The 26,802-nt window shown below is 69.6% G+C and carries 27 protein-coding genes; 8 read left to right on the forward strand and 19 right to left on the reverse strand.

Translation table 11 applies throughout. The features are described 5' to 3' along the window. The 8 genes from NB3_RS00730 to NB3_RS00765 all read right to left on the reverse strand — a co-directional run. Positions 1-1,212 (reverse strand): WXG100-like domain-containing protein (locus tag NB3_RS00730; protein ID WP_443093667.1); only part of this gene is annotated, 1,212 nt, incomplete at its 3' end. Then, a complete protein-coding gene (locus NB3_RS00735; protein WP_067794901.1) occupies positions 1,209-1,475 on the reverse strand; it encodes a hypothetical protein in 267 nt (88 codons plus the stop codon). The genes NB3_RS00735 and NB3_RS00730, both read right to left, overlap by 4 nt. Continuing rightward, positions 1,472-3,229, reverse strand: a complete 1,758-nt coding sequence (locus tag NB3_RS00740) for a WXG100 family type VII secretion target (protein WP_067794903.1) — start codon at positions 3,227-3,229, stop codon at positions 1,472-1,474. Before NB3_RS00740 ends, NB3_RS00735 begins: the two co-directional genes overlap by 4 nt. Positions 3,230-3,286: 57 nt before the next feature. Then, a complete protein-coding gene (locus NB3_RS00745) occupies positions 3,287-3,700 on the reverse strand; it encodes a YbaB/EbfC family nucleoid-associated protein (RefSeq protein WP_067794906.1) in 414 nt (137 codons plus the stop codon). 167 nt (positions 3,701-3,867) lie between these two features. Then, positions 3,868-4,620, reverse strand: coding sequence for a DUF427 domain-containing protein (locus NB3_RS00750; RefSeq protein ID WP_067794908.1), 753 nt, complete (start codon positions 4,618-4,620; stop codon positions 3,868-3,870). Positions 4,621-4,713: 93 nt separating this feature from the next. After that, positions 4,714-5,955, reverse strand: a complete 1,242-nt coding sequence (locus tag NB3_RS00755; protein ID WP_067794912.1) for an MFS transporter — start codon at positions 5,953-5,955, stop codon at positions 4,714-4,716. Then, positions 5,952-6,410 (reverse strand): MarR family winged helix-turn-helix transcriptional regulator, encoded by a 459-nt coding sequence (locus NB3_RS00760; protein WP_244891721.1) that lies wholly within the window; start codon positions 6,408-6,410, stop codon positions 5,952-5,954. The genes NB3_RS00755 and NB3_RS00760 overlap by 4 nt, the downstream gene beginning before the upstream one ends. Positions 6,411-6,538: 128 nt before the next feature. After that, entirely contained in the window at positions 6,539-7,027 is a 489-nt protein-coding gene (locus NB3_RS00765; RefSeq protein WP_067794918.1) for a cupin domain-containing protein, read from the reverse strand. 77 nt (positions 7,028-7,104) lie between these two features. Here NB3_RS00765 and NB3_RS00770 point away from each other — a divergent pair, with 77 nt between their 5' ends. Next, positions 7,105-7,698, forward strand: coding sequence for a TetR/AcrR family transcriptional regulator (locus NB3_RS00770; protein ID WP_218020513.1), 594 nt, complete (start codon positions 7,105-7,107; stop codon positions 7,696-7,698). On the opposite strand, the gene NB3_RS00775 is transcribed toward NB3_RS00770, so the two are convergent. From NB3_RS00775 to NB3_RS00800, 6 genes are all read right to left on the reverse strand, one after another. Next, complete coding sequence (locus tag NB3_RS00775; RefSeq protein ID WP_067794923.1) at positions 7,699-9,096, reverse strand: FAD-binding oxidoreductase; 1,398 nt, start codon at positions 9,094-9,096, stop codon at positions 7,699-7,701. Positions 9,097-9,308: 212 nt separating this feature from the next. After that, entirely contained in the window at positions 9,309-10,364 is a 1,056-nt protein-coding gene (locus NB3_RS00780) for an acyl-CoA dehydrogenase family protein (protein WP_067794925.1), read from the reverse strand. Positions 10,365-10,485: 121 nt separating this feature from the next. Further along, the gene (locus NB3_RS00785; RefSeq protein WP_067794927.1) at positions 10,486-11,511 is read right to left on the reverse strand and encodes an acyl-CoA dehydrogenase family protein; all 1,026 of its coding nucleotides are present in this window, start codon (positions 11,509-11,511) and stop codon (positions 10,486-10,488) included. Then, entirely contained in the window at positions 11,508-12,650 is a 1,143-nt protein-coding gene (locus tag NB3_RS00790; RefSeq protein ID WP_067794930.1) for an acyl-CoA dehydrogenase family protein, read from the reverse strand. Before NB3_RS00790 ends, NB3_RS00785 begins: the two co-directional genes overlap by 4 nt. Next, positions 12,650-13,555: an enoyl-CoA hydratase gene (locus NB3_RS00795; RefSeq protein WP_067794933.1), complete on the reverse strand. Its 906-nt coding sequence runs from the start codon at positions 13,553-13,555 to the stop codon at positions 12,650-12,652. The genes NB3_RS00790 and NB3_RS00795 overlap by 1 nt, the downstream gene beginning before the upstream one ends. Next, positions 13,555-15,108: a FadD3 family acyl-CoA ligase gene (locus NB3_RS00800; RefSeq protein ID WP_280516545.1), complete on the reverse strand. Its 1,554-nt coding sequence runs from the start codon at positions 15,106-15,108 to the stop codon at positions 13,555-13,557. The genes NB3_RS00795 and NB3_RS00800 overlap by 1 nt, the downstream gene beginning before the upstream one ends. Positions 15,109-15,183: 75 nt before the next feature. On the opposite strand from NB3_RS00800, the gene NB3_RS00805 reads away from it, so the two are divergent. The 5 genes from NB3_RS00805 to NB3_RS00825 all read left to right on the forward strand — a co-directional run bounded on the left by NB3_RS00805 (position 15,184) and on the right by NB3_RS00825 (position 20,013). Further along, the gene (locus NB3_RS00805) at positions 15,184-16,401 is read left to right on the forward strand and encodes an acyl-CoA dehydrogenase family protein (RefSeq protein WP_067794938.1); all 1,218 of its coding nucleotides are present in this window, start codon (positions 15,184-15,186) and stop codon (positions 16,399-16,401) included. Further along, the gene (locus NB3_RS00810) at positions 16,398-17,195 is read left to right on the forward strand and encodes an SDR family oxidoreductase (protein WP_067794941.1); all 798 of its coding nucleotides are present in this window, start codon (positions 16,398-16,400) and stop codon (positions 17,193-17,195) included. The genes NB3_RS00805 and NB3_RS00810 overlap by 4 nt, the downstream gene beginning before the upstream one ends. Positions 17,196-17,381: 186 nt before the next feature. Continuing rightward, positions 17,382-18,155, forward strand: coding sequence for a hypothetical protein (locus NB3_RS00815; RefSeq protein ID WP_244891722.1), 774 nt, complete (start codon positions 17,382-17,384; stop codon positions 18,153-18,155). 45 nt (positions 18,156-18,200) lie between these two features. Then, positions 18,201-18,809 (forward strand): TetR/AcrR family transcriptional regulator, encoded by a 609-nt coding sequence (locus NB3_RS00820; protein ID WP_067794944.1) that lies wholly within the window; start codon positions 18,201-18,203, stop codon positions 18,807-18,809. Between the two features lie 10 nt (positions 18,810-18,819). Beyond that, a complete protein-coding gene (locus tag NB3_RS00825; RefSeq protein WP_371855870.1) occupies positions 18,820-20,013 on the forward strand; it encodes an acetyl-CoA C-acetyltransferase in 1,194 nt (397 codons plus the stop codon). A gap of 214 nt (positions 20,014-20,227) precedes the next feature. Here NB3_RS00825 and NB3_RS00830 read toward each other — a convergent pair whose 3' ends face one another. The 5 genes from NB3_RS00830 to NB3_RS00850 form a co-directional block, all read right to left on the reverse strand. Beyond that, a complete protein-coding gene (locus NB3_RS00830; RefSeq protein WP_067794947.1) occupies positions 20,228-20,689 on the reverse strand; it encodes a YbhB/YbcL family Raf kinase inhibitor-like protein in 462 nt (153 codons plus the stop codon). Positions 20,690-21,001: 312 nt separating this feature from the next. Then, positions 21,002-22,096, reverse strand: a complete 1,095-nt coding sequence (locus NB3_RS00835) for an NAD(P)H-dependent flavin oxidoreductase (protein WP_067794952.1) — start codon at positions 22,094-22,096, stop codon at positions 21,002-21,004. Further along, a complete protein-coding gene (locus NB3_RS00840) occupies positions 22,093-22,851 on the reverse strand; it encodes a CoA-transferase subunit beta (RefSeq protein WP_067794956.1) in 759 nt (252 codons plus the stop codon). The genes NB3_RS00835 and NB3_RS00840 overlap by 4 nt, the downstream gene beginning before the upstream one ends. Continuing rightward, the gene (locus NB3_RS00845; protein WP_067794959.1) at positions 22,851-23,726 is read right to left on the reverse strand and encodes a CoA transferase subunit A; all 876 of its coding nucleotides are present in this window, start codon (positions 23,724-23,726) and stop codon (positions 22,851-22,853) included. The genes NB3_RS00840 and NB3_RS00845 overlap by 1 nt, the downstream gene beginning before the upstream one ends. A 13-nt stretch (positions 23,727-23,739) precedes the next feature. Next, positions 23,740-24,504, reverse strand: coding sequence for an enoyl-CoA hydratase family protein (locus tag NB3_RS00850; protein ID WP_067794962.1), 765 nt, complete (start codon positions 24,502-24,504; stop codon positions 23,740-23,742). 58 nt (positions 24,505-24,562) lie between these two features. Between NB3_RS00850 and NB3_RS00855 the strand changes: the two genes are divergently transcribed. Further along, positions 24,563-25,345 (forward strand): SDR family oxidoreductase, encoded by a 783-nt coding sequence (locus NB3_RS00855; RefSeq protein WP_067794966.1) that lies wholly within the window; start codon positions 24,563-24,565, stop codon positions 25,343-25,345. 28 nt (positions 25,346-25,373) lie between these two features. Continuing rightward, on the forward strand, positions 25,374-26,285 hold the full coding sequence (locus tag NB3_RS00860) for an SDR family oxidoreductase (protein WP_067794969.1): 912 nt from the start codon (positions 25,374-25,376) through the stop codon (positions 26,283-26,285). Positions 26,286-26,802: the final 517 nt, after the last annotated feature.

The following is a 26,802-nucleotide window of genomic DNA, read 5'->3' on the forward strand; positions in this document are numbered from 1 at the left end:
GCTGGGTCGGCGGGGTGGGTTCCCGTCGCCCGGCGCGGTGGGTCGGCGGGGTGGGTTGCCGTCGCCAGGTGCGCTGGGACGGGGTGGGTTTCCGCCACCGGGTGGGGTGGGTGCGCTCGGGCGCGGTGGATTGCCGCCGCCCGGTGCGCCGGGTGCGGGACCGTTGCCGCCCGGAGGCGGGGTCGACGGGTCGGGGGTCGGTCGGGCTCCAGGGCGGTTCGGGTTGGCGGGGCCCGGGCGGGTGGCCAGAGGTCGGGGCGGCAACGGCTGTGCGAAGACTGTGGCGGAGCCGACGAAGCCGCCGACGAATCCGGTGATCAACGCGTTTTCGAGGTCTTCGCCCTTCGGTATGTGTCCGGTCAGCGGTATCTGCGCGACCAACCCGCCGGCCGCACCGGCGACTCCGCCCGCTCCGCCGATCAGCAACCCGCTGGTGACGTGGGCGCCGTAACGCACAATGTTGGACTGCGACCGCTCGGCGATCCTGCCGATCACCCGGTTGACGCCGGGAGCGACGCGTGAGGCGAAACGTGCTCCCAGGGCTCCGCCCGCACCGCCGATGACAGCGGCGTCGCCGACCTGGTCCCATTCGATCTTGTCGCGGTGATGCAGGACATTCTTCTGCCACCATTGCGCGCCGCCGTTCACCAGGGCGCCAGTGCCCGCACCGAGCGCGGCGCCGATCGCGGTGGCCTTGGCCAGTGGGATACCGGCTCGCCGGATCGCGCACTCGGCTCCGACACCCTTGATGCTGAGCAGGCACCGTCGGCCGGCCGCCACCCAGCTCGCTTCCGCGGCCGCCCGATCCTCGGCGGCCTTGACGACGCCCGGGGCCATGAGCGCCGCGTCCAGTGCCAACTGGGCCAGCAGAGCGAATCCGGTGGCGATCACCAGCAGTTTGTTGAACTCGATGTCGTTGGCGCCCTTGTAGCACTGTTCGGCCATGGAGTCGGCATACGTGGCTTGATTGCGCAGATCGTCGCCGAGTTGCAGATTCCGTTGCGTCTTGACGTCGCTCGTCATGCCCGCGATCGCCGCCCGCTCCGACGCCGCGGCGACATCGTGCCGGTCGGCGAGCGCTCGGCAGCTCTCGGCGGTATCCGACCATTGGTCACCGAGACGGCGCGCGGCATCCTCGTCGCCGCAGGGGAAATGCCCCGCGACGCAGGTCACCAGCCAGTCCGGGAAGGCCTCCGGTATCTGCAGGGTCATAGCGAGACGTCCGGCGAACGGGCCGGTTCCGCTGGGACATCCGCGGTCGCGACGGACTCCGCGACGAAGGCGCGCCGCGCCGCCTCGATCATGGCGTGCGTGACGTTCGGATGGGCCAGCGCGATGGCGATCAGGGCCGCGTCCGTGTCGGGCCCGAACCCCACGTGCATCCGCAGCGGGCTGCCCGCGACGGCTGCGGCCAACTCGGTCTCGAACGTTTCGTGCTGCCGGTCGTCGGCGGTCCGGCCACCGCCTGCGCTCACGGCAGCGCCGTCCAGGTCTTCTTCGCCGTCTCCACCAGCAGGCGATGCAACACCTTCGCGGGCGGCCCCGCTTCGGGTCCGTTGATCTGGACCTCGGCGAACGCGTCGGCCAACGCCATCCCCGGATCGAATCGGCCGTTGTGGAATCCGTAACCGCTCAGTTGGGCCCGCCATTGCTCGTAATCGGTGGGGGACGCGGCCGAGGACTTGTCGCGGGCTTCCGTGCCGCGGGTTCGAGTGAACTCGGCGATCAGCGCGTCCTGGGCCAACTGTCTCGCCTGGAACCGACCGGCGATGTCCAGCGCGTGCCCTAATTCGCGAATCATCGTCGAATACACCGGACGCCGGTCCGATCCGCGTGCGAGGTTTCCGGATTGCGTTGCGTTACGGATGTATTCGGCGAACGCGGTCGGATTCCGCGCGACTACCGAGTCGAGCACGATCCTGCGGGTGTATGGCTCCGGGCCCGCCTGTCCCGCGACCCAGTCCCATTCCAGACGAGTGGCCGCCTCGCGTGATTCCGCTATCGCGATCTGACGCAAGTCGAGGTAGGGATACTGGTTGAGCACGTCGTCGAGCGCCGCCGCCAGTTCCCGGATCGCGTACCCGTCGATGCCGGGATCGTCGAACCCGACGAGTTCGAGGTCGTGGCGCTCGGCCAGTTCCCGCGCGAGCCGGACGTTCTCACTCGCGACCGCGCCATCGGCGGCCCAGGGATGACGCGCGCCGGATTTGGACTCGGCGCCGAATGCCTTGCCTGCCGCCTTCGCCGCGGGCTTGCCCGCCTGCTGATCGGGGAACTGGGGCGAGGGCATGCGCGGCGGCGAGACGTTAGGAGAGGACGCCGAGACCCTCGGTGGGGTGCTCGGCGGCGCCGACACCTGCGGGCCTGCGGCTTTGGCTGCCGGTGTGTTCGAGGAAGGCGCGGTTTCGGCCGAACTCTTCGACCACGGAGTGCGCGCCTGTTTGCGGTTGGTCGCTGGGTCGCCGGTGGCGGTTGCGTGCGGAGCGGTAGCCGCCGGAGCGGTGTCGCGCGTGGTCGCCGGCGCGGTGGCCGAGGGTGTCCGCTCGGAGTCCGGCGCGCTCTCGTCGCGGTCGGGCACGTAGGAGCCGAATGGATTGCCCAGTCCGGGATCTCCCACGCCGGGGATGTTGCCGGACAGCGGGTTGGCCGAGACGCTCGGTTGACTCGATCGGGCCGATTGCGGGGCAGTGGAGGGCGATCGCGAGTCGCCGGGGTTGCTCGCGTTGTCCGCCGCGGGCGATGTGGGGCTACGACCGGGGTCCCATGCCGTGTCCGGCCCGGTCGTCGACGGCGCGGACACGGGGTTGGCATGGCTGCCAGTGGGTGTGGCGCTCGTGGTGGTCGGATTCCGCGCACTCGGGGGAACCTGATAGGGCGACGTGCCGGGACCGGTGTTCGGGCTGTCCTGTGCCGACGGGTCGGCGTCCTTGATCCGCCGGACTCCTTCGGTGTCTTGTTGCTCGAATTTGTCCACCAGGCCCGCGACGACATTCCCTTCTTCGCGCAGGCTCTCTACGGTCTTCGTCAGACCGGCGACACCTTTTTCCGCGTCCGGAAGATAGGTGCGCTCGAATGCTTTGCCCGCCGGGTCGTCTCCCCAGCAGTTGCCTTCGCGCTCGATCGCGGCCTTCAACTCGTTCAGGACGCGTTGGGCATCCGCGCCGATGTCCTCGAATTGCGGAACCAGCGCCCGAAGCCGTTCCTGATCGAGCCGCAACGACTGCGCCACACCCGTCTCCTCACGCCTCCCTGCGGCCGATTCCCGTCCCGTTCGTCGGCCCGCTGTCTAGTTGTCGATGGACTCCGGTTTTTCCCGCCAACTCGGTGCTCCGGGGACCAGGTCGGGTAGGTCGGGCATGGCGTGGGCGGCGTCTGCGATCGCGGCGATCAGGGCCTCCCGCTGCGACCGCGCCTGCTGGGCCGCGGCCTGCGCTGCTTCGGTGATCGACTGTCCCAGTCGTTCCGCCGTCCCGCGAGTCGCGGCGGCCGCCAAGCGCACGTCCGTGACCACGCCCGCGCTGTCCACCGTCACTTCCACCAGCTGATCAGCGGAGCCGCCTCGGACACGCAGCTCCTCCAGCTGCCGGCGCACCTCGGTGAGCTCGGCCTGTTGCCGCTCGTAGATGTCGAGAATGTAGTGGACCTGGCTGCGCAAGCCGCTGTTCGCCGATCGCAGGCCGTCCCGTTCCCATCGATCCACGGGCGGCTCCCTGCTCTGTATCCTCATCGGTCGGCACACACGCCGCCTTCGCGCGGAAACCGCTCGCTCGTCGACGGCGCGTCGCGTCAGCCAATTATCGGAACAGCGTAGGCGCACCGAGCTTCCCATTGCTGGGAATCCTCGGCTTGATCATCGCCGGAGGTGTTTCAGCTGAACGGGGAGCGCGGGCGTTCCTGGAGTTCACCGTCGAGGTAGATGTCGACCTTCTCGTTGTAGAAGCACACCAGCCCGGCGACCTTCTGGCTCTCCGGCAGCGGCGTGCGGTAGCCCCACACGTAGTCGGGATACTCCTTGCCGCCGACGCGGACGGTCCAGTAGTCGGCGGTGCCCTTGTACGGGCAGCTGGTATGGGTGGCCGACGGGTACAGCAGATCCATGCGGACGTCGGTCATCGGCAGGTAGTACCGCGCGGGCAGGCCCGTTTCGAAGAGGATGCGCGGGGTGCGTGAGTCGGCGACGGTGACGCCGTCGATCTCCACCCGCACGTGCCGCGAACTGGCCAGGATGTCGACACGCGAGTACGGGTTGCGCGGGTGGACGTAGATCGGTTCGTCCTCCTCGAACCACTCGTCCATCGCACCCCACTCCAGGCGCACCAGCTCGCGCAGTGCGGTGAGCGGCGACTCGTGATAACGCAGCGCCGCTCCGCCCGCGGTCGTGCCGTCGACCATGACGTCGTAGACGGTGGCGTCGCCGCGGCTGGTGGAATGCCGCGTCTGCCCGTTCGGCTCGAGTTTCGCGCGCAGATCCGTGACCGGCAGATAGTAGGTCGGGTAGTGCGGGTTCTCCCACACGAGCACCGGTCGTACGCTGTCGGCGACCAAGTGCCCGCCCAGATAGACGCGCACACGCTTCTGGCTGGTCTCGACGCTGACGCGCCCCCGCTTCGCTTCGGTCATATCTCTCGACCGTACTCCTCGGCCGGTGCCCGCCAGGGCGGAAAAACGACGAAGGCAGCCACGCTGGTGGCTGCCTTCGGTGCGCTCGGACGATCAGTCGTCGCCGACCGTGATGGCCTGTGCCTCCTCGACGCTGTGCGGAGCGGGCTCGTGGTCGTCGAGGTGGGCCAAGGCGGCGCGCCCGGCCAGCAGGACGACGACCGCGGCGGCGGTGCACGCCGCGCCCACCCAGAACGGCAGCGAGATGCTGTGCTCGCCCAATTTGCCGGCGAGATAGGGCGCCGCGGCACCGCCGGCGAAGCGGACGAAGCTGTAGGCCGCCGACGCGGTGGATCGCTCCACCGGCGCCGAGATCATCACGGCCTCGGTGATCAGGGTGTTGTTCACGCCGAGGAACAGGCCCGCCAGCACGGTGCCCGCGATCAGCACCGGCTTGTGTTCGGCGAACACGGCCATCATCGCCAGGTCGGCCGCGAACAGGCCCAGCGAGAGGCCCATCATCGGCAGCGAACCGAAACGGCGCTGCAACCGGGGAGCCAGGAAGACCGACGCCATCGCCAGCAGCACACCCCAGCCGCAGAAGATGAAGCCGATCGCGTAAGTGCCCATGTCCAGCGGGAACGGGGTGTAGGCGAGCAAGGTGAAGAAGCCGAAGTTGTACAGCAGGGCGGTGAGGCTAACGATCAGCAGTCCCCGGTAGCGCAGGGCGCGGAACGGCGCGGTGATCGAGGTGTGGTGCGTCGGCTTGGGGCCTTCCGGCAGCAGCACGACGATGCTCACCAGCGCGACGGCCATCAGCACCGACACGCCGAAGAACGGCCCGCGCCAGCTGATTCCGCCCAGCACGCCGCCGACCAGCGGACCGGTCGCGATGCCGATGCCGAGCGCCGCCTCGTACAGGATGATCGCGCGGGCCACGCCGCCGCTGGCCGCGCCGACGATGGTGGCCAGCGCCGTGGCGATGAACAACGCGTTACCCAGGCCCCAGCCCGCGCGGAACCCGACGATCTGCGCCACCGTGTTCGACATACCGGCCAGCGCCGCGAACACGATGATGATCGCCAACCCGGACAGCAGTGTCTTCTTCGCGCCGAAGCGGCTGGACACCACACCGGTGACCAGCATGGCCACACCTGTCACCAGCATGTAGCTGGTGAACAGCAGCGACACCTGCGACGGTGACGCGTCCAGTTGCTCGCCGATCGGTTTGAGAATGGGATCGACCAGGCCGATGCCCATGAACGCGATCACGCTCGCGAACGCGACCGCCCAGACGGCTTTCGGTTGCTTGGTGTTGTCCGCGACCGGGGCGCGGGTGGGAGCCAAAGTGCTCATCGGTGTTCCCTCGGGATCGAATCGTGCTGTCGTGTAGCCGTTTTCAGGGCCTCCAGCAGGTCGTGCAGTTCGGAGTCCAGCCGGGCCAGTCGTCCGGTGTCGAAGCCGGGCAGATGTTCGCCGATCGCGGTGGCGAACGCGCGGCGGGACTCGGCCAGCCGGGTGCGCCCGGCCGGGGTGAGTTCGACGATCACGGCCCGGAAGTCCTCCGGGTCCTTGCGCCGGGTCGCGAAGCCTTCCGCGACCAGCTTGCCGATCAGCGCCGTTGCCGCCGGCTGTGAACATCGGTCGATCCTGGCGAATTCGCTGACGCGCAGCGCGCCGTGTTCGTCGAGCACCGCCAGTGCCCGCAACATGGCCCGCGGCAGGTCGTCGCCGCTGATCACCCCGGCCAGCCGGGTGAGCCTGCCCGCGGTGACGAGAAGGTCGACGACGATGTCATCCGCTACGTTCACCTGAGCTTGCCGCACAGGAAATATTATTACATAGGCTAACTATCTATTTGTGGTGAAGTCGGCCACAGGGTGGGGCGCCCGGCGGATGGATGCGTTCCGCCGGGCCGCCCGAGTCGGTCTCGCCGGAATCAGCCTCGCTGTCCCGCAACGGGACTCGCCGGTTCTTCGTAGTGGATGTCGTAGGCCGCCGCGATGGGATTGATCTTCACCGGATCCAGCGCACCGTCGGTCAGCACCGACGCTCCGGCTTCGAAGAGGTCCTCGAGGTAGCACTCCCAGCCGCCGGGCGAGGAGATCTGCAACACCCGCGGCGGTGGCTGCGATCCGCAGCGCAGGGCGTGCGGCACGCCGTGCGGCAGCAGCACGAACATGCCCTCGGTCGCGGAGAGCGTCCGGTCGTCGAACTCGACGTCGAGCGTGCCTTCGAGCACGTAGACGCATTCGTCCGCGACATGATGCGTGTGCCGTGGAATGTCACGCGCGAGCGTCACCTCCAGCAAGGAGAACCTGCCCTCGGTGTCGGCGGTGGTGGCCTTCACCGCGAACGCGGGTGGCAGCGGCACTCGGCCGGGCCGTGCCTCGCCGGGGGTCAGGAGGTGGAAACGATTGTGCGACATGACGTGTTACCCTTCGGTGTAATGAAGCGGAAGCGGAATCCGATTCCGTTTGAAGGGTAAACATGGAGGAATCACCGGTGTCAAGGCCGCCATCGCCCCGCAGGCAGCGGGCCGACGCCACGCTCAACCGCGCCCGCATCGTGGCCGTGGCCCGCACGCTGTTCGCCGAGCAGGGCGGCACCGTGCCGCTGGCCGAGATCGCCCGCGCGGCAGGAGTGGGCGTCGGAACCGTCTACCGCCATTTCCCCACCCACGCCGACCTCATCGAGGCCGCGGCCGAGCAGCGCTTCGCCGAGATCGAGGAGTTCGCCCGCACCGAATGCCTGCGCGGCGAGCCGGGAGAGGGGCTCGCTCGCTACTTGCGCCATGTCGGCGCGGTGCTGGCGGCCGACCGGGGCCTGTCGGCGGCGATCGAGGCGGCTCGGCAGTCGACGGGCAGCGAGCCGAGGGGCGAGTCCCGCGGCAGGCTCGAGGACGTGATCGGCGAACTAGTGGAACGGGACCGGGCCGCGGGAACACTGCGTGCGGACTGCACGGTGGGTGACGTCTACATGATCGTCGGCGCGCTGTCCGCGACCATCAGCAGCGGCAGCGGTGATTGGCGCAGACTCGTGCGGATCGTGCTGGACGGCCTGCGCCCCGACGCGACCCGTGAACGCTCGGTGGAGTGATCAGCCGGGGGCTATGTTGGCGTTGCGGTGGAAGAGGTTGCCCGGGTCGTAGTCGGCCTTGATGTGCGCCAGCTTCGCGTATTTCGTGCGGCCGTACGATTCGCGAATCCGGTCGTGGTCCGCGTCGGACATGAAGTTGACGTACCCGCCCTGGTTGGAAGCCAATGGGCGCAGCGCTTCCCACGTCGTGCGCACCCATTCCCGGTCCGAGGCGAGGGTTTCCGGGTCTGGGGTGATCGCGGTGATATTGCACTCGTAATGCGGGTCGCGCGTGCCGCCGAACGCCGTGTCGTTCTCGCCGACAGTGCTGAACGCGCCGGTGAGCGGGAAGATCGGCATGAACGACAGCGGAGCGGTCTTCCCGGCGGCGTTCGCGGTGAGAACCGCGATGACGTCATTGGAGAAATCGTGGATGTCCAGCGCCTTCTCGTAGCCGTGCAGGCCCCACGGCGCCGCCGTGTCGAGCATCCGCTGCAACCCGGTGTACGGGATCGGGGTGCGGAATTCGAACAGCGGCGGCAATGCGCTGCGGATCGACGCCAGCGCGGCGGCGTGCTCATCGGCCGTGCCGAAACCGGCCACGATCAGGGCGTGGCCCGCACGGCCGTGGTACCGCTCCGGGACGAACGGCGCGGCCGGCGCCGACATCGCCAGCGCGATGAACGCGCCGGACCGGCGCGGCAGGGTGGGGATGAACTCACGGATCAGGCGCAGTGCGTCGGTGCCGTCCGGCATGTCCCAGAACAGCAGGCCCATGTGGACCTCCGGCCCGACGTGGTGCAGGCGGTACTCGAATTCGGTGACCACGCCGAAATTCCCGCCGCCCCCGCGTAAGGCCCAGAACAATTCCGCGTTCTCGGTCTCGGACGCCCGCACCACCTGGCCGTCGGCGAGGACCACCTGCGCCGAGACGAGGTTGTCGATGGCCAGCCCGGCCATGCGGGTCAACCAGCCCATGCCGCCGCCGAGGGTGAGGCCGCCGACGCCCGTGTCGCTGATCACCCCGCCGGTCACCGCCAGCCCGTACGCCTGGGTCGCGGCGTCCATGTCCGCCATCGTCGCTCCGCCGCCGACCCTGGCGCGTTCGGTCTCCGGATTCACCACGACGTTCTTCAAAGCGCTCAGGTTGATCATCAGGCCGCCGTCGCCGACCGCGGTTCCGCTGTAGGAATGGCCGCCGCCGCGAACGGAGATCTCCAGCCCGCGCTCCCGGCCGAAGGCCAGCGCCGCGGCGACATCGCGGGGCGACAGGCACTGGGCGATCACGGCGGGGCGCCGGTCGATGTCGCCGTTCCAGATGGCGCGGGCCCGATCGTATCCGTGGTCGGCTGGGCCGTACACCGGCCCGTCGATGAGGGACCGCAATGCTTCGAGATCGGAATTCACTGTTTGCGTCATGGCATCCTCCCGGATGGTGGCCCCGACGACTTTTGGGGCGAGCCCGCATCTCGACTCGCTACGGCACCGATTCCGACCCGCGGTGCCACTCGAAAACGCATCCCCCGGCATGCGCGTGTGGCGCTTGTCACATCTTAGTGCATCGAGTTGGCGCCGGACAGCCGATCGAGGCAGGGCGCGCCGCCGACCGGTCGGTGCGCCGCTGCCCCTGTTCAGGCCGGCTGCGCCGCCGGGCGGTGCGCGGCGCCGAACAGTTGCGCGTCCCCGTGGGCGCGCTTGAAGAACAGATGCGCGTCGTGTTCCCAGGTGATCGCGATGCCACCGTGCAGCTGGACGGTCTCGGCCGCGATGGCGGTGAGCGCCTCCGAGCAGTGCACACGGGCGACCCAGACGTCCTCGGCGGCCGACGGGCTGTTCGCCGCCACCGCCGCGGTCGCGGCGACGGACGCCGACCGGGCCGATTCCAGCAGCACGTACATGTCGGCCATGCGGTGCTTGAGCGCCTGGAAACTGCCGATCACCCGCCCGAACTGCACGCGGGACTTGGCGTAGTCCACCGTCATCTCCAGGCAGCGGTCGGCGGCGCCGACCTGCTCGGCGGCCAGCGCAGCCCACCCGATCTCCCGCAGCCGGGCGACCGTCGCCGACTGGTCGCCAGAGCCGAGCCGTCGCGCGGGCGCGTCGGCGAAGCCGACTTCGGCCAGTTTGCGGGTGGGGTCCATGGTGGGCACCGCCCGCCGGGTGACGCCGGGCGCGGTGGGCTCGACCTCGAACAGACCGGTCGGCGTGACGACGACGAAGGTGTCCGCCGCCATCCCGTCGAGCACGTAGTGCGCGGTCCCGGTGAGTGCCCCGCCCGTCTCGCGCACGCCCGGCTCGTCCCAGCCGCGCTCGTCCGCCCAGCAGACCGCGATCGTGCGCGTGCCTTCGGCCACCTCGGGCAACAGCCGCGCGCACGCTTCGCCGTCACCGGACAGCAGCACCGCCTGCGCACCGAGGACGGCGGAGCCGAGCATCGGCACCCCAGCGAGCGTCCGGCCCAATTCGCCCACCACCAGCAAGGATTCGACCAGGCTCGCGCCGAATCCGCCGTATTCCTCCGGAATCGCCAGCGCGGCGACGCCGATCTGCTCGCACAGCAGCCGCCACAGCGCGGGGTCGTAGCCGAGTTCGGTGTCCATCGCGGCGCGCACCGCGGCGGACCCGGCGTGCTTGGTCAGCAGCGCCCGCACCGAAGCGAGGAAATCCTGATGTTCGGCGGTGCTCATCGGTGTCCTTTCTGAGGGAAGCGCTGCCGCCTCCGGGCCTGACCGCTCATGCTGGGCTGGTTTGTCGCATGAGCGGGGCCCTGCGTGGTTACGCTGCGCTGCCGCCTCCGGGCCTGACCGCTCATGCGATGCCCCGCGGGGTGGGTTCGGTGTCCTCCCGCAGCGCCTGGGCGATCCGGGCGCGATGCAGGTCGGGTGTGCCCCAGGCCGAACGCAGCGCGGTCACCTTGGTCAGCCACAGCGACAGGTCGTACTCGGCGGTGTAGCCGATCGCGCCGTGTACCTGGAGTGCGGCGCGCGCCGCGCGATAGGCGGCGTCGCCGCAGGCGATGACGGCGGCCGAGACGTCCCGACCGCGGGTGGGCGCGGTCATGGTGAGCGCGGCACGGTAGAGCAGCGGCTCGGCCAGATCCAGCGCGATGAGCACATCGGCCAGCTTCTGCTTCACGGCCTGGAACTCGCCGATCGGCTTGCCGAATTGCTTGCGCTGCTTGGCGTATTCCGTGGACGCGTGCAGCAGCGCCTTTCCCGCGCCGAGCAGCTGGGCCGCGCACGCCAGCGCGCCGGTGTCGAAACCGGCGGCCACGGCCGCGCCGACCTGGTCACCCTGGACGACGGTTTCGTCCGCGGCGACCGCGAACAGGCGGCGGGCGGGATCGACCGATCGCACCAGGCCGCCGCGGCGCCCGGTGGACACCAGGTCCGTACCGGCCACCAGCACCACCTCGGCGGTGTCGGCGTCCAGCGCGACGCCGCCGAGGCCGGGTGAATCGAACGCGACGGTGCCCAGCGCCGTGCCCTCCACGAAGCCGGGTAGCAGGCGCGCGGCCGGACCCTTGTCCGTAAGCGCCTGCAACACCGCCGGAATCGCGGCGGCGGTCTCCACCAGCGGACCCGGCACGGCAGCCCGCCCGATCTCCTGGAACGCCACCACCAGATCGATCGGTTCGGCGCCGATGCCGCCGTGCTCCTCCGCGACGGCCAGACCCAGCACACCGGCCTCGGCCAGTTGCCGGATCAACGCCCGACCCGGCCCGCTGTCACCGGACGCCCACGCGCGCACGGCGGAGGGCGCGCGGCCCGCCTCCAGCAGTTTGCGCAGGCTGGCGCCGAAATCGAGTTGTTCGGGGCTGAGCGCGAATCTCATCGGCCGCTTCCTCTCGGTAGTCCGAGCAGCCGCTCGGCGATGATGTTGCGCTGGATCTCGTTGGTGCCCGCGTAGATCGGCCCCGACAGCGCGAACAGGTATCCGTCGGTCCACGGTCCGGAACGCTCCGCCGCCGGACCGAGCACCTCGAGCGCGGTCTCGTGCATGGCGATATCCAGCTCGGACCAGAACACCTTGGTGATCGAGGATTCCGCGCCCAGCTTGCCGCCTTCGTCGAGCCGGGTGACCGTGCCGAACGTGTGCAGCCGGTAGGCCTCGCTGCCGATCCAGGCGTCCACCACCGCGTCGCGCTGCGCGGTGTTGTCCTGGTCGCCGTCCTCGCGCCACAGCTCGATCAGCCGCCGCGCGGTGGCGCTGAACCGGCCAGGGCTGCGCAGCGAGAGGCCGCGTTCGTTGCTCGAGGTGCTCATCGCCACCCGCCAGCCCTCGCCCGGCGCGCCGATCACGTCGCGGTCGGGCACGAACACGTCGTCGAGGAAGATCTCCGCGAAGCCGGGTTCCCCGTCCAACTGCGGGATCGGGCGCACCGAGACCCCGTCGGCGGTCAGCGGGAACATGACGTAGGTGAGGCCCTTGTGTCGTTCGGCCTCGGGGTCGCTGCGGAACAGCCCGAACGCCCAATCCGCGAAGGCGGCGCGCGAACTCCACGTCTTCTGGCCGCTCAGCAGCCAGCCGCCGTTGGTGCGCCTGGCGGTCGAGCGGATACCGGCCAGGTCGCTGCCCGCTTCGGGCTCCGACCACGCCTGCGCCCAGATGTCGTCGCCGCGCGCCATCCGCGGCATGATCCGCTCCAGCTGCTCGGGGGTGCCGTGTTCGAACAGCGTCGGCGCCAGCAGGAAGATGCCGTTCTGGCTGACCCGCCCCGGCGCGCCCGCCGCGTAGTACTCCTGCTCGAACAGCACCCATTCCAGCAGCGAGGCATCGCGCCCGCCGAACTCCTCCGGCCAGGCCACCACCGAGAGCCTGGCGTCGGCGAGGGTGCGCTCCCAGGCGCGGTGCGCCTCGAAGCCCGCCTTGGTGTCCATGGACGGCAGCGGTTGCGCCGGTTTGTTCGCGGCCAGGAATTCGCGGACTTCCCGCTGGAATTCCTGGGTCGCCTGGTCGAGATCCAGATCCACTAGGTCGTTCCGTTCTGTTCTGCGGTGCTCGCCGAGGCCTTCATCGACTTGGCGTTCATGCCGCCGAGCGAGTCGGCGCCGACTTCGGCGTTGTGCGCGTGGGCGAAGTGGTGCAGGCCGAAGACCGAATCCATGCCCGAACGCATGCCCATCAGGTCCTCGGCCTGGTTGACCGCCTTCTTCGTCAGCGCGAGACCGAATTGCGGCATGGTGGCGATCTTCTCGGCCAGCGCCAGCGTCTCGGTCTCCAAGTCGGCGCGCGGCACCACCCGGTTGACCATGCCCCATTCCTTGGCCTGCGCCGCGCCGAACCGGTCGCCGGTGAACAGGAATTCCTTGGCCGCGCGCGGACCCATCACCCACGGGTGCGCGAAGTACTCGACGCCGGGAATGCCCATGCGCACCACGGGATCGGAGAAGAACGCGTCGTCGGAGGCGATGATCAGATCGCACACCCAGGCCAGCATGAGCCCGCCCGCGATGCAGGCGCCCTGCACCATGGCGATGGTCGGCTTGGGAATCTCCCGCCAGCGCCTGCACATCCCGAGGTAGACCTCGAGTTCGCGGGCGAAGCGCTGGTCGCCGCCGGCCCGGTCCACGTGGTCCCACCACAGCGCGGCCTTGTTCTGGTACCGCACGTGGTGGTCGCGGCCGGGCGTGCCGATGTCGTGGCCCGCGCTGAAGTGTTTGCCGTTGCCCGCGAGCACGATCACCCCGACCTCGGGGTCCTCTACGGCGCGCTCGAACGCGGTGTCGAGCGCGTAGGTCATCACCGAGTTCTGCGCGTTGCGGTAGTCCGGCCGGTTCAGCGTGACGATCGCGACGCGGCCGCGCCGCTCGTAGGTGACGACCTCACCTTCGTCCGGGATCGCCGGACCCTCGTCCGGGGTTGCCGGTTCCGACATTACGACTTCTCCTCACGTAGTTGACGCTTGAGCACTTTCCCGGCGGCGCTGTAGGGCAGCTGGTCGCGGAATTCGACGAACCGCGGCACCTTGAAATTGGCCAGCACGGTGGTGGCGTGGGCGAGCACCTGGTCCTCGGTGAGGCCGGAGCCGGGCTTGCGCACCACGTACGCCTTGCCCACTTCGCCCATCCTGGTGTCGGGCACGCCGATCACCGCCGACTCGGCCACGCCGTCCAGCCGGGCCAGCGCCTGTTCCACCTCGGCGGGATAGACGTTGAAGCCGCCGGAGATGTACATGTCCTTGAGCCGGTCGGTGATCTTCAGGTATCCGCGGTCGTCGATCGTGCCGATGTCGCCGGTGTGCAGCCAGCCGTCGGCGTCGATCGTCTCCGCGGTGCTGTCCGGGTCGTCGAGGTAGCCGAGCATCACGTTCGGCCCGCGCAGCAGGACCTCGCCCGCTTCGCCGAGGCGCAGCTCGAAATCCGCGATCGGCCTGCCGCAGGTGTTCGCGATGGTCTCGGCGTCGTCGTCGACGCGGCACATGGTGCCGAAGCCCGCGCTCTCGGACAGGCCGTACGCGGTGATGACGACGTCGAAGGCCAGTTCCGAGCGCATCCGCTCGATCAGCACCACCGGCACCGTCGCCGCTCCGGTGACGGCCACCCGCAGGGAACTCAGGTCGAATTCGGCGCGGCGCGGGAAATCCAGGATCGTCTGGTAGATCGTCGGCGGGCCGGGCAGCACGGTGACCCGCTCCGCGCCGATCAGCCGCATCGTCTCCGGCACGTCGAAAACGGCCTGCGGGATGATCGTGGCCCCGGTGACCAGGCAGGCGAGGATGCCCGCTTTGTAGCCGAAGTTGTGGAAGAACGGGTTCACCACCAGATACCGGTCGTCGCCGCGCAAGGTGGCGCACTCGGCCCAGGCCCGCACCACCGACAGCGCCTGCCGGTGCGCGACCAGCGTGCCCTTGCTGCGGCCGGTGGTGCCGGAGGTGAACAGGATGTCGGAGATGTCGTCGGGGGTGACCGACTCGGCGCGTTCCTCGGCTTCGGCCACGGTGACCGGCGCGGCGACGGTCGCGAGTTCCGACCAGTCCAGCGCGGCGATGTCGGTGTTCTCGGTGCCCGGTTCGACCGGGATCACCACCACCGTGTCGATGGCCAGATCGGTCGCGGACGTGCGCAGTTCGGCCAGCCGGTCGCGGCCGAGGAACGGCCCCGCGATGAACAGGGCCTTCGCGTCCACCCGGCTGAGCACGTCGGCGGCTTCGTCGGCCACGTAGCGGGTGTTCAGCGGCACCAGCGCGGCCCCGGCGTAGTGGGCGGCCAGCGCGGCGATCACCCAGTGGTGGGTGTTGGGCGCCCACATGGCCACGCGGTCGCCCGTGCGCACCCCGCGTGCGATGAGCGCCCGCGCCACTTCCTGGACCGCGCCGAGCAACTCGGTCCAGTTCAGCCGGACCGAGCCGTCGGCGATCGCTGGGGCTTCGCCGAAGGTCCGAGCGGCGTGGCGCAGTGCCATCGGTGTGGTCTGAGCAGGGGTTGTCACGGTTGTCCTTACCGTCCGCGAGCGAGTTATGCGTGCACTCTACAAAGCAAGTGCTTGGTAGGTTATCCTACCGGCGTGGGTGCGATCCAGACCTCAGAATCCGACACCGCCGCTCCGGACGGGCGGTTTTCCGCCGCGCAGGACGAGCGATTCGCCGCCGAAGTGCGCGAGTGGCTGGAGGAGAACCTCAACGGCGAATTCCGCGCGTTGCGCGGCCTCGGCGGCCCAGGCCGCGAACACGAGGCGTTCGACGAACGCCTGGCCTGGGACCGGCACTTGGCCGCCGCCGGGTGGACCTGCCTCGGCTGGCCGAAGGAGTACGGCGGCCGCGAGGCCACGGTGCGCCAGCAGGTGATCTTCCACGAGGAATACGCCAAGGCGAACGCGCCCGCGCGGGTGTCGCACGTCGGCGAGGAGCTGCTCGGCCCGACTCTGCTCGCGTTCGGCACCCAGGCCCAGAAGGATCGGTTCCTGCCCGGTATTCGCGACGTCAGCGAACTGTGGTGCCAGGGCTATTCGGAACCCGGCGCCGGCTCCGACCTGGCCGCCATCACCACCGCGGCGCACCTGGACGGCGACGAGTGGTCGATCAACGGGCAGAAGATCTGGACCTCGCTGGCCCACGTGGCGGACTGGTGCTTCGTCGTCGCCCGCACCGAGCGCGGCTCGACCAGGCACAAGGGCCTGTCCTACCTGCTGGTCCCGATGAAGCAGCCTGGCATCGACGTACGCCCGATCATCCAGCTGACCGGCACCTCGGAGTTCAACGAAGTCTTCTTCGACGACGCCCGCACCGCGGCCGACCTGGTGGTCGGCGAGCCTGGTGACGGCTGGCGGATCGCCATGGGCACGCTCACCTTCGAGCGCGGCATCTCCACCCTCGGCCAGCAGATCCGTTTCGCGCGGGAACTGGCCGACATCGAGGCGCTGGCCCGCCGCACCGGCGCGGCCGACGATCCGCTGATCGCCGACCGGATCGACCGGGCCTGGGTGGGTTTGCGCGTGCTGCGCGCGCACGCCATGCGCACGATGGAGGGCGCTGGCGTGGACGACGGCGCCGGCCAGGCCTCGGTGGCGAAACTGCTGTGGGCCAACTGGCATCGCGGGCTGGGCGAACTGGCGATGGCCGTGCTCGGCGCCCGCGGTCTGGTGGCGGGCGAGGACGATCTCAACGAATGGCAGCGGCTGTATCTGTTCACCCGCGCCGACACCATCTACGGAGGTTCGAACGAAGTGCAGCGCAACATCATCGCCGAGCGGGTGCTCGGCCTGCCGCGCGAGGCTCGCCCGTGACGGGGCCGCTGTCGGTCGCCCCCGCGCCCGTCGCCGGGCACGGCCTGCTGACCGGACGTTCGGCCGTGATCACCGCGGCGGCCGGCACGGGCATCGGCTCGGCCACCGCGCGCAGGCTGCTGGCCGAGGGCGCGGACGTGGTGGTCTCCGACTGGCACGAGCGGCGTCTGGCGGAGACCGCGACCGAGCTGGCCGCCGAGTTCCCCGACCGGCGGGTCGCGTCCATCCCGTGCGACGTGCAGAGCACCGAACAGGTGAACGCGCTGGTGCGCGGGGCCGCCGAGGCCATCGGCCGGATCGACATCATGGTCAACAACGCCGGGCTCGGCGGAGAGACGCCCGTGGTCGACATGACCGACGAGCAGTGGGACCGCGTCCTCGACATCACCCTCAACGGCACCTTCCGCTGCACCAGGGCCGCGCTCGGCTATTTCCGCGACGCGGGCCACGGCGGGGTGATCGTGAACAACGCCAGCGTGCTCGGCTGGCGCGCGCAGTACGGCCAGGCGCACTACGCGGCGGCGAAGGCGGGCGTCATGGCGTTGACCAGGTGCAGCGCGATCGAGGCCGCCGAACTCGGCGTCCGGATCAACGCGGTGGCCCCGAGCATCGCCAGACACGCGTTCCTGGACAAGGTCAGCTCGACCGAACTGCTCGACCGGCTGTCGGAGCGCGAGGCGTTCGGCCGCGCGGCCGAACCGTGGGAGGTCGCCGCGACGATCGCGATGCTGGCCAGCGACTACACCACCTACCTGACCGGCGAGGTGGTCTCGATCAGCAGCCAACGCGCCTGAGCCGGGCTCGTCCGCTCCGCGCGGGGCGGACGAGCACCCCGGCGACCACTGAGCAGCCGTTCGTACGCCCCGCCCGGCGCGATGTTCCGCGCCGTAGTGCGATCGCCTTCTCGCATCATGCCCGCCGCGTGAAATGGGCGGCTGATCAGGTAGAAAAGGCCGAGCCGGAGCACACCGCGGTGTGCCATGCTGGATGAGATCGGATCGGCGCTCTTCAAGGGGGCGATGGCTATGGGCCGCGATCGCCCACCTGCCCGCGAACAACTGGAACTCGATGTGGTGCGCGAAGTCGTACTGGCCAGGCGACGGCTCGACAGCCTCGTCCTCTCCGCCCTCGCTCTCGGCGCGGAACTCATCGAGCACACCTCCGCGAGCGCGGTCGCCATGGCCGCCACGCGGATTCTCGAGCAGCACGCCGTCGACGAGGGCGAGGTCGCCCGCGACCCGCGCGGCGCGCTGCGGGCCGATCTGGCGCGCGATCGCGAGCGCGCCCGCCGCCTCGGCCTCAGCGCCGACAGCACGGAGAGCGAACAGGAGCAGCGCAGGCAGCGTCAGACGGCGCTGCTGTGCGAGGTGCGCGCCGATCTGCTGGCGGTGGTCGCGAAATGCCGGAAGTTCCGCTTCGACCAGGTGACCTTCGCCGACGAGATTGCGCAGGGCCTGTGCGCGGCCACCGACAAACTGGTGATCGGGGCCGATATGGACACCTACCACGCCTGGCAGCGCGGCATGGTGCTCAAACTGAGCGAGGAGCCGGTGCGCGGCGGCCCGCCGCGGGTGATGGCCACGGTGGACGCCGGTCCCGACCGGGGCCAGCTCACCGTGGAGTGGGACAGCTGCGAACGACGTCTCGCGCTCGTCGCCAGGATGGCGCGGGCGGGCGTGTCCCCCGTGATCATCTGCGATCGGCTGCTCGCCGACCTGTCGGTCTCCTCGCCGCTGCGCTATTCGGCGCGATGACCGGGGCCCCTCGACCAAGCAAATGCTTGGTTGTATGATGGCCGTGTGCCCGCACCAGACGCCTCTAAATCAGCACGGCGCAGCGAGTTGCTCGCCTTGGCGGCCGAATTGTTCGCCGAGCGGGGATTGCGCGCCACCACAGTGCGCGACATCGCCGACGCGGCCGGGATCCTCTCCGGGAGCCTCTATCACCACTTCGACTCCAAGGAGTCGATGGTGGACGAGATCCTGCGCGGGTTCTTGGACGAGCTGTTCGGCCGCTATCGGGAGATCGTGGCCTCCGGTCTGAGTTCGCGAGACACCTTGGAAGCCTTGGTGCTCGCGTCCTACGAGTCGTTCGACCGCTGGCACGCGGCGGTGGCGATCTACCAGGCCGAGGCGAAGCGACTGCGCGACTCGGAGCGCTTCACCTACATCGCCGCGTACAACCGCGAATTCCGCGAGCTGTGGCACCGGGTGCTGACCAACGGCGTCCAGGACGGCAGTTTCCGGCCGGAGCTGGATGTCGAACTGGCCTACCGGTTCCTGCGTGACACGGTGTGGGTCGCGGTGCGCTGGTATCGCCCCGGCGGCCCGGTCACCGTCGAGAACCTCGCGAAGCAGTACCTGACCATCGTGCTCGACGGGCTCACCGCCGACGCGCGCACCACGTAGGAGTCCTTACATGTCAGCACCTTCCGCGTCCCGTCGTCCGTATGCCCCGCTGCGGGACGCCTACGTGATCGATGCGGTACGCACCCCGGTCGGCAAGCGCGGCGGCGCGCTGGCGGGCGTGCACCCGGCCGATCTGGGTGCGGCCGCGCTGCGCGGCCTGTTGGACCGCAACCCGATCGACCCGGGAAACGTGGACGACGTCATCGTCGGGTGCGTCGACAACGTCGGCCCGCAGGCGGGCAACATCGGCCGCACCATGTGGCTGGCCGCAGGCTATCCCGAAGAGGTTCCCGGCGTCACGGTGGACCGGCAGTGCGGATCCAGCCAGCAGGCCATCAATTTCGGCGCCCAAGCCATCATGAGCGGCACCGCCGAGGTGATCGTCGCGGGCGGCGTGCAGAACATGAGCGCCATCCCGATCTCCGCGGCCATGCTCGCGGGCAAGGAGTACGGCTTCGACTCGCCGTTCGTCGGATCGCAGGGCTGGGACCACCGCTACGGCACCGGCGAGGTGTCGCAGTTCCGCGGCGCGCAGCTGATCGCCGAGAAGTGGGACATCAGCCGTGAGGACATGGAGCGCTGGGCGCTGCGCAGCCACGAGCGGGCCCGCGACGCGATCAAGAACGGCCGCTTCGACAAGGAGATCGTGCCCGTCGGCGACTTCTGGATCGACCAGGGACCGCGCGAGACGAGCCTGGAGAAGATGGCTTCGCTGCCCGCCTTGGCCGACGGCAGCCCGCTGACCGCCGCGGTCGCCAGCCAGATCTCCGACGGCGCCAGCGCCACTCTGCTCGCTTCGGACTGGGCGGTGCGGGAGTACGGGTTGACGCCGCGAGCGCGCATCCACCACGTGAGCGCGCGGGGCGCTGACCCGATCTACATGCTCAGCGCGCCGATCCCGGCGACCAAGTGGGCGCTGGAGAAGACCGGGCTCACCATCGACGACATCGACGTGGTCGAGATCAACGAGGCGTTCGCGCCGGTGGTGCTGGCCTGGCTGAAGGAGACCGGAGCCGACCCCGAGAAGGTCAACGTCAACGGCGGCGCCATCGCGCTGGGCCACCCGCTCGGCGCGACCGGCGCGAAGCTCTTCGCGACACTGCTCAACGAACTGGAGCGGATCGAAGGCCGCTACGGCCTGCTCACCATCTGCGAGGGCGGCGGCACCGCCAACGTGACCATCATCGAGCGTCTGCCGCACTGACCGGCGTGGACGAACGGCGCGCCGGCGAGTCCGGCGTGCCGTTCGCGCATCGGAAGCTGACTACCCCTGCTGATGCCGATCCGGCCCCGCGCACTATCTGAACCTGCGATCCGAGTGGCACATGGCTGCGGCGAACCGCGAGTAGGCCCTCCGTCATGTGCCACTCGACGAGGCGTCAGGCGGGGCCGGATCCTCGGGCTGGCGGGTGATCCAGCTAGTCGACGGTGTAGGTGCCGATGAGCTGGCCGTCTCCGATGCTCGCGTCGACGATCGCGGACCTCGCGTCGTCGGCTGATGTTCGCGCGTCCACCTTTACGGGACGCGAGAGCGCGTAGACGATGAATCGGTAATGGTGGACGCCGGTGCCCGCGGGTGGGCACGGTCCGAAGTATTCGGCGCGCTCAGCGCTGTTCAGGCTGACCACCCCGCCCGCGGGTGTCTGTCCCTCCGCGCTGGACGTGGTCGTCGGTGGAATGTTGCTGACCATCCAATGGGTGAACAGGCCGCTCGGGGCGTCCGGGTCGTCCACGATCAGCGCCAGCGTGGCGGCTTCCGGTGGAGTGGTCCAGCTCAGCGGCGGCGGTTCGTTCCTGCCTTTGCAGGTGTAGACCACCGGGATCGGGTCGCCATGATCGAAAGCGCTACTGCGTACGGAGATCTCGTTCGTCGCGGGCATCGCGGCCTCCGCTCGAGTCGAGGGGTGATGATCGAGTCCGACGGTTCGCCTGTCGCAGGACGGGCCGGCGCAATATGGCGATCGACAGGCGAACCCCGTTATGTCGTTGTCAGTCCAGCGTAAGACGACGTTGCGAGACCATCCAGGCAATGAGCAAATCTGCCGTTATCACTGCCGGTCGGCTACGGCCCGTCGCGAAATCGGCTATTTCACTGCCCGCGCGGCGGGATATGCGGGCCGTCGTCCCGACGCGTCGGTCATTTCGATTCGAACGGAGAGGGCGGCCCAGGCCGAACCGGCGGCCGCCATCCCTCAGTTCGACCCCGTCCCCGCCGACTGCTCGTGCTCGGAAAGCGCCGCGATCGTCTCGATCCGCTCCACCGCGTCGGTGACGATCCGATCGATCAACTCCTTGCACGTGGGCAGATCATCGATGATCCCCGTGACCTGTCCCGCCGCGAGAACGCCCGCCTCGGTATTGCCCTCGACCAATCCGGCGCGCAGGAGCATGGGCGTGTTCGCCGCCATGACGACCTGGGACCAGGTGAGGTCCTTGGCCTTCCGCATGGCCAGGCCGTCGCGGATCATGGTGGACCACTTCATGCCGGTCATGCTCTTGAACCGGGCCGCGTTGCCCACCGCCGCGGTGAGGCCGCGCCAGCGGCCCGAATGCTCCAGCCGCTGTACCAGTTCGGTGTTCAGCACGCGATGCGGCATGCCGTCGACCTTGAGCGACACCACCGTGTCCTGAAGCTGTCGCCGCAGGTACTCCTGCTTGACCGCATCGGGGACGGTGCTCTCCTGGGTGAGCAGGAACCGGGTGCCCATCGCGACACCCGCCGCGCCGTAGGCCAGGGCCGCGGCCAGGCCGCGCCCGTCGAAGAACCCGCCGGCCGCGACCACGGGGATGTCCACCGCGTCCAGCACCGAGGGCAGCAGCAGGGTGGTGGCGACCGGGCCGGTGTGCCCGCCGCCCTCGCCGCCCTGCACGATCACCGCGTCCGCGCCCCACGAGGCGACTTTGACCGCGTGCTTGGCCGCGCCGATCGACGGAATGACGACCACTCCGGCGTCTTTCAGCTTCGCGATCAGATCCTGCTTCGGTGCGAGCGCGAACGACGCGACCGCCACCTTCTCCCGGATCAGCAGATCGATCCGCTCGGGCGCGTCCGCGGCATCGGCCCGGATGTTCACGCCGAACGGTTTCGCGGTGTGTGCCTTGGTCTTCGCGATGGCCGCCTCGAGTTCGGCGAAGGTCATGGTGGCCGAGGCGAGGATGCCGAGCCCACCGGCTTCGGCGGTGGCCGACACCAGGCTCGGTCCAGCGACCCAGCCCATGCCGGTCTGCACGATCGGGTGTTCGATGCCGACCAGATCGGTCAACGGCGTACGCAAGCGCGGGCTCATGACGGGACCTCGGTTTCGCGAATCTTCTTGGGATCGAGCACCTCCCGGATCAACCGCAGCTCCTCGGCCGTCGGCTGCCGCGTCTCGGCCGCCTCGGCGAGCCCGGCGATCTCGAAGGAGGTGTTCTCCGCGACCTCCTCGGCGGTGACGCCGGGATGGAGGCTGCGGGCGCGCATGGTGTGATCGGGGCCTTCGAAATCGAAAACACCCAGATTGGTCACCACCCGGTGCAGGTGGTGGAAGCGGTAGGCGGGGTTCGCGGCGTCGACCTTGTCGTATCCCACCCCCGAGACGATGTCCACCTGGTCGGTGAACACCCGCTTGGTGTGCCGGGCGACCCAGTAACTGGTGGCGTGGTTGATCGTGTTGCCCGGCGCGCCACGCACACCGAACATCTGCCGGGTCGGCTGGCGCAACGAGCCGAACGCCGAGAGGTTCTGGTTGCCGAACCGGTCGATCTGGTTGGCGCCCATCACCACATGCCTGCGCCCCGATGCCACCACGTCGAAGACCTTCCGGAACGGAATCCAGCCTTCGATCGGCGCTTTGCCACCCAGCGGGGGAGTCTCGGCGAACAGCAGCGCCTCGCCGTCGGACAGCAGCAGATCCGGTTCGGTGGTGAGTTTGGCCAAACGCGCGCCGATGATGGACATCGGCGACATGGGGCTGGCCATGATCTCGCCCGCGCCGCTGAATATGTCCGCGCAGGCGACGGCGCAGATCTCGGCGCGGGTGACGGTTTCGGTGCTGGTCATCACGCCTCCTCGGCGAATCGGCGGACGGCGGCCTGATACTGCTCCTCGGAGCCGGCCAGATAGGTGTCGACGAATCGCTGCCACGTTTCCGGCGTCTTCGCGGACTCGACGTAATGCTTCTGGAACTTCTCGTCCCGGCCGTAGTCGTCGGCGGCCAGGGTGAAGTGCGCGCCGCCGGGGGCTTCGACCACGCCGTCCACCATCATGCGATTGAGCAGAAGTGCCTGAAGCGGAACGGTTTTCACCAGTTCGTCGGTCTCCACCACGCGCTCGACCGAGACGTAGCGGCGCTGCGCCGCCAGACAGAACAGATCGTCGAAGTAGGGGTCGACGCCGGTGTAGGCGGCGTTGCCGTGCGCGTCGCCGAGGTTCAGGTGCACCAGTGCCGCGTCGAGATTCAGCGCGGGCATGGCGATCAGAGTCTCCGGCGTGCCGTCCACGGGGTAGGGCGATTCGACCGTCTTCAGTTCGCCTTCCCAGAAGTTCGGGACGTCGGAGCCGAGCCCGGCGCGGATCGGCAGGAACGGCAGTCGGGCCGCGGCCGCTTCCAGCCCGCACTTGAGCATGCCCTCGTCCATCTCGCGGGCGACCAGCGCGCCGGAGGTGCGGGCCTTGGCGAACCACGGGTCGTAGAAGGGCGGCGAATCCAGCGACACGAAGCCGTAGTACGCCTTGCGCACCTTGCCCGCCGAGCACAGCAGCCCGAGGTCGGGCCCGCCGTAGCTCACCACGGTCAGGTCGGTGATGTCCGAACGCAGAATGGCCCGCACCAGCGCCATCGGCTTGCGCCGCGACCCCCAGCCGCCGATGCCGATGGTCATCCCGCTGCGCAGCTCGCCGACGACCTCGTCGAGCGACATCCGCTTGTCTCGCATGGGTGATTCCTCTCTACTGCCCGCTCTTGCGCGCCGCGAGGTCGTCGTCGAACCGGGCGCGGATCTCGTCGGCGACGCCGGCGAGGTTGAGTTCGAAGGTGAAGCCCTGCTCGTACCGATAGCTGCGGTGCACGTCCTGCACGTCGATGCCGTTCAGCGCCCGCTTGGCCGCCCGGATCACCCGCCCGTCCTTGGCGGCGATGTTCTTGGCCAGCTCCAAGGCGGCGGCGTCGAGTTCGGCGCGCGGCACCACCTGGTACACCGAGCCGTAGTGGTGCAGCTGCTGAGCGGTGATGGTGCTCGCGGTGTAGAACAGCGCGCGCATCAAGTGCTGGGGGACCAGCCGTGCGAGGTGGGTGGCCGCGCCGAGTGCGCCTCGGTCGACCTCCGGCAGTCCGAAGGTCGCGTCGTCGGAGGCGATCACGACGTCCGCGTTGCCCACCAGGCCGATGCCGCCGCCCAGGCAGAAGCCCTGCACCACCGCGATCACCGGCACCTGGCACTCGTACACCGCCGCGAACGCCTCGAAGCAGCCGTGGTTGGCGTCGATCAGGGCCTGATGGCCCGGCTTGCTCTGGATCTCCTTGATGTCCACGCCCGCGTTGAAGCCGCGGTTCTCCGCCCGCAGCACCACCACCTTGGTGTCCGGGTCGCGGCCCGCCGCGCGCACTTCGTCGGCGATGGCGAACCAGCCGTCGGTAGGGATGGCGTTGACCGGCGGATAGTCGACCGTGACGACGCTGATGCCGGTCGATTCGGAGTGTCGGGTGATCCCCATGGCAAGTCCCATCGTGTGCTCATTGGCAAAGCAAGCAGTTGCTTGGTAGGTTAGCACGGTGCCACTCGAAATCGATCTGTCCGGCCGCGTCGTTCTGGTGACGGGCGGTGTGCGCGGTGTCGGCGCCGGCGTGAGCAAGGCGTTCCTGGCCGCCGGCGCGACCGTGGTGGCGTGCGCGCGGCGACCGGCCGACGCGCCCGTCGAAGCCGACGGCCGCGCGATCGACTACCTGCCGTGCGACGTGCGGGACGAGGACGCGGTGCGCGCACTGATCGACACGATCACCGAGCGCCACGGCCGCCTCGACCATCTGGTCAACAACGCCGGTGGCGCTCCCTTCGCACTCGCCGCCGACGCGAGCAGCAAGTTCCACACCAAGATCGTCGAGCTGAACCTGCTCGCCCCGCTGCTGCTGGCGCAGGCCGCCAACGCGGTGATGCAGCGGCAGGACGAGGGCGGCTCGATCGTCAACATCTCCAGCGTCAGCGGGCACCGTCCGTCGCCGGGCACCGCCGCCTACGGCGCGGCCAAGGCGGGCGTGGACAGTCTCACCGGCTCGCTCGCCGTCGAGTGGGCGCCGAAGGTGCGGGTGAACTCGCTGGTGGTGGGGCCGGTCGACACCGAGTTGAGCCGACTGCACTACGGCGATCAGGACGGCGTCGACGCGGTCGGCCGGACCATCCCGCTCGGTCGCATGGCCCGCCCCGACGATGTCGGCCGCTGCGCCGTCTTCCTGGCCTCGCCGCTGGCCTCCTACGTCAGCGGCGCGACCCTGCTGGTGCACGGCGGCGGCGAACGGCCCGCCTTCCTCGCCGCCTCCAACGCCGACCAGCAGTCCTGAACAAGACCGGACACGAAGAAGGACATCTATGGACACCGAGCAGATTTGCGCCGGGCGCGTCGTCATCGTCACCGGCGCCGGCCGGGGCATCGGCCGCGCGCACGCCCTCGCCTTCGCCGCGGCGGGCGCCAGCGTGGTGGTCAACGACATCGGTTCGACCCTCGACGGCGCGGCCACCGCGGAAACGCCCGCCGCGCAGGTGGTCGCCGAGATCGAGGCGCTGGGCGGCCGAGCGGTGGCCAACGGCGACGACGTCGCGGACTGGGAAGGCGCCCGCAGGCTCGTCAATCAGGCCGTCGACACCTTCGGCAAGCTGGACGTGCTGGTCAACAACGCCGGTTTCGTGCGCGATCGGATGCTGGTCAACCTGGGCGAGGACGAGTGGGACGCGGTGATCCGCGTGCACTTGAAGGGCCACTTCGCCACCATGCGGCACGCGATCGAATACTGGCGTGCGGAGACCAAGGCGGGCCGTCCGGTCGACGGGCGGGTCATCAACACCAGCTCCGGCGCCGGTCTGCAGGGCAGCGTCGGGCAGAGCAATTACGGCGCGGCCAAGGCGGGTATCGCCGGCCTGACGCTGACCGCCGCCGCCGAGTTCGCCCGCTACGGCGTGACGGTGAACGCGATCGCCCCGTCCGCTCGCACCAGGATGACCGAGACGGTGTTCGCGGACATGATGGCCGCGCCGGAGAGCGGCTTCGACGCGATGGCGCCGGAGAACGTGTCTCCGCTGGTCGTGTGGCTGGGCAGCGCGCAGTCGGGTGCGGTGACCGGGCGGGTGTTCGAGGTGGAGGGCGGCAAGGTGGCGCTGGCCGACGGATGGCGGCACGGTGTGCCCGTCGACCGCGGCGCCCGCTGGGATCCGGCCGAACTCGGGCCCGTCGTGGCCGATCTGATCGCGAAAGCGACTCCGCCGGAGCCGGTGTACGGGGCCTGACCGGCCTCGACCCTTTCGGGGGCGCGTTCACGGATCGGGGTTTAGTATGAGCACCCGTCCGTTCGGGAAGTCCCGTGTGCGAGTGGCGACCGGGCACAGAACTGCGCTTCGACTGATGAGGGGAAGGCTCGGCGCATGGAGGTAGGTCGCGCATTCCGTGTGCTGGCGGCATCCGGCGCCCTCGCCTGCTCCGCGCTGCTCGGCAGCCCGGCCTCCGCCGACGTGCCACTTTCCTGCCCATCGTGCGTGGCGGATCCCGCTCCGCCGCCCTACGACAGCGGCGATCCCTGGTTTCCCCTGACCGTGCCGGGTCAGCCGTCGGGGATCAGCGCGGTCCCGGCGCGGCCGACCACGGGGATAGGCTCGGCCACAGCGGGTGCGGCGGGAGCCGACGCAGCCGGTATCGGCGCCGGTTCGGCTGGATCAGGGATCGCGCTCGGCACCGGGTCGGCCGGTCTAGGTGTGGTGCTCGGCTCCGGTTCCGCCGGTCTCGCGCTCCCGCTGAGTGCTGGTTCTG

This window comes from Nocardia beijingensis NBRC 16342 (assembly GCF_001612785.1).
Taxonomy (GTDB): domain Bacteria; phylum Actinomycetota; class Actinomycetes; order Mycobacteriales; family Mycobacteriaceae; genus Nocardia; species Nocardia beijingensis.

Excerpts from the sequence above, each read along its gene's own strand:
- NB3_RS00750 (WP_067794908.1), bottom strand. The coding sequence starts at position 4,620 with ATGACCGAAGCGAAGCGGGGGCGCGTCAGCGTCGAGACCAGCCAGAAG.
- NB3_RS00755 (WP_067794912.1), bottom strand. The coding sequence starts at position 5,955 with ATGAGCACTTTGGCTCCCACCCGCGCCCCGGTCGCGGACAACACCAAG.
- NB3_RS00765 (WP_067794918.1), bottom strand. The coding sequence starts at position 7,027 with ATGTCGCACAATCGTTTCCACCTCCTGACCCCCGGCGAGGCACGGCCC.
- NB3_RS00775 (WP_067794923.1), bottom strand. The coding sequence starts at position 9,096 with ATGACGCAAACAGTGAATTCCGATCTCGAAGCATTGCGGTCCCTCATC.
- NB3_RS00780 (WP_067794925.1), bottom strand. The coding sequence starts at position 10,364 with ATGAGCACCGCCGAACATCAGGATTTCCTCGCTTCGGTGCGGGCGCTG.
- NB3_RS00785 (WP_067794927.1), bottom strand. The coding sequence starts at position 11,511 with ATGAGATTCGCGCTCAGCCCCGAACAACTCGATTTCGGCGCCAGCCTG.
- NB3_RS00795 (WP_067794933.1), bottom strand. The coding sequence starts at position 13,555 with ATGTCGGAACCGGCAACCCCGGACGAGGGTCCGGCGATCCCGGACGAA.
- NB3_RS00815 (WP_244891722.1), top strand. The coding sequence starts at position 17,382 with ATGCTGGATGAGATCGGATCGGCGCTCTTCAAGGGGGCGATGGCTATG.
- NB3_RS00825 (WP_371855870.1), top strand. The coding sequence starts at position 18,820 with ATGTCAGCACCTTCCGCGTCCCGTCGTCCGTATGCCCCGCTGCGGGAC.
- NB3_RS00830 (WP_067794947.1), bottom strand. The coding sequence starts at position 20,689 with ATGCCCGCGACGAACGAGATCTCCGTACGCAGTAGCGCTTTCGATCAT.
- NB3_RS00835 (WP_067794952.1), bottom strand. The coding sequence starts at position 22,096 with ATGAGCCCGCGCTTGCGTACGCCGTTGACCGATCTGGTCGGCATCGAA.
- NB3_RS00840 (WP_067794956.1), bottom strand. The coding sequence starts at position 22,851 with ATGACCAGCACCGAAACCGTCACCCGCGCCGAGATCTGCGCCGTCGCC.
- NB3_RS00845 (WP_067794959.1), bottom strand. The coding sequence starts at position 23,726 with ATGCGAGACAAGCGGATGTCGCTCGACGAGGTCGTCGGCGAGCTGCGC.
- NB3_RS00850 (WP_067794962.1), bottom strand. The coding sequence starts at position 24,504 with ATGGGGATCACCCGACACTCCGAATCGACCGGCATCAGCGTCGTCACG.
- NB3_RS00860 (WP_067794969.1), top strand. The coding sequence starts at position 25,374 with ATGGACACCGAGCAGATTTGCGCCGGGCGCGTCGTCATCGTCACCGGC.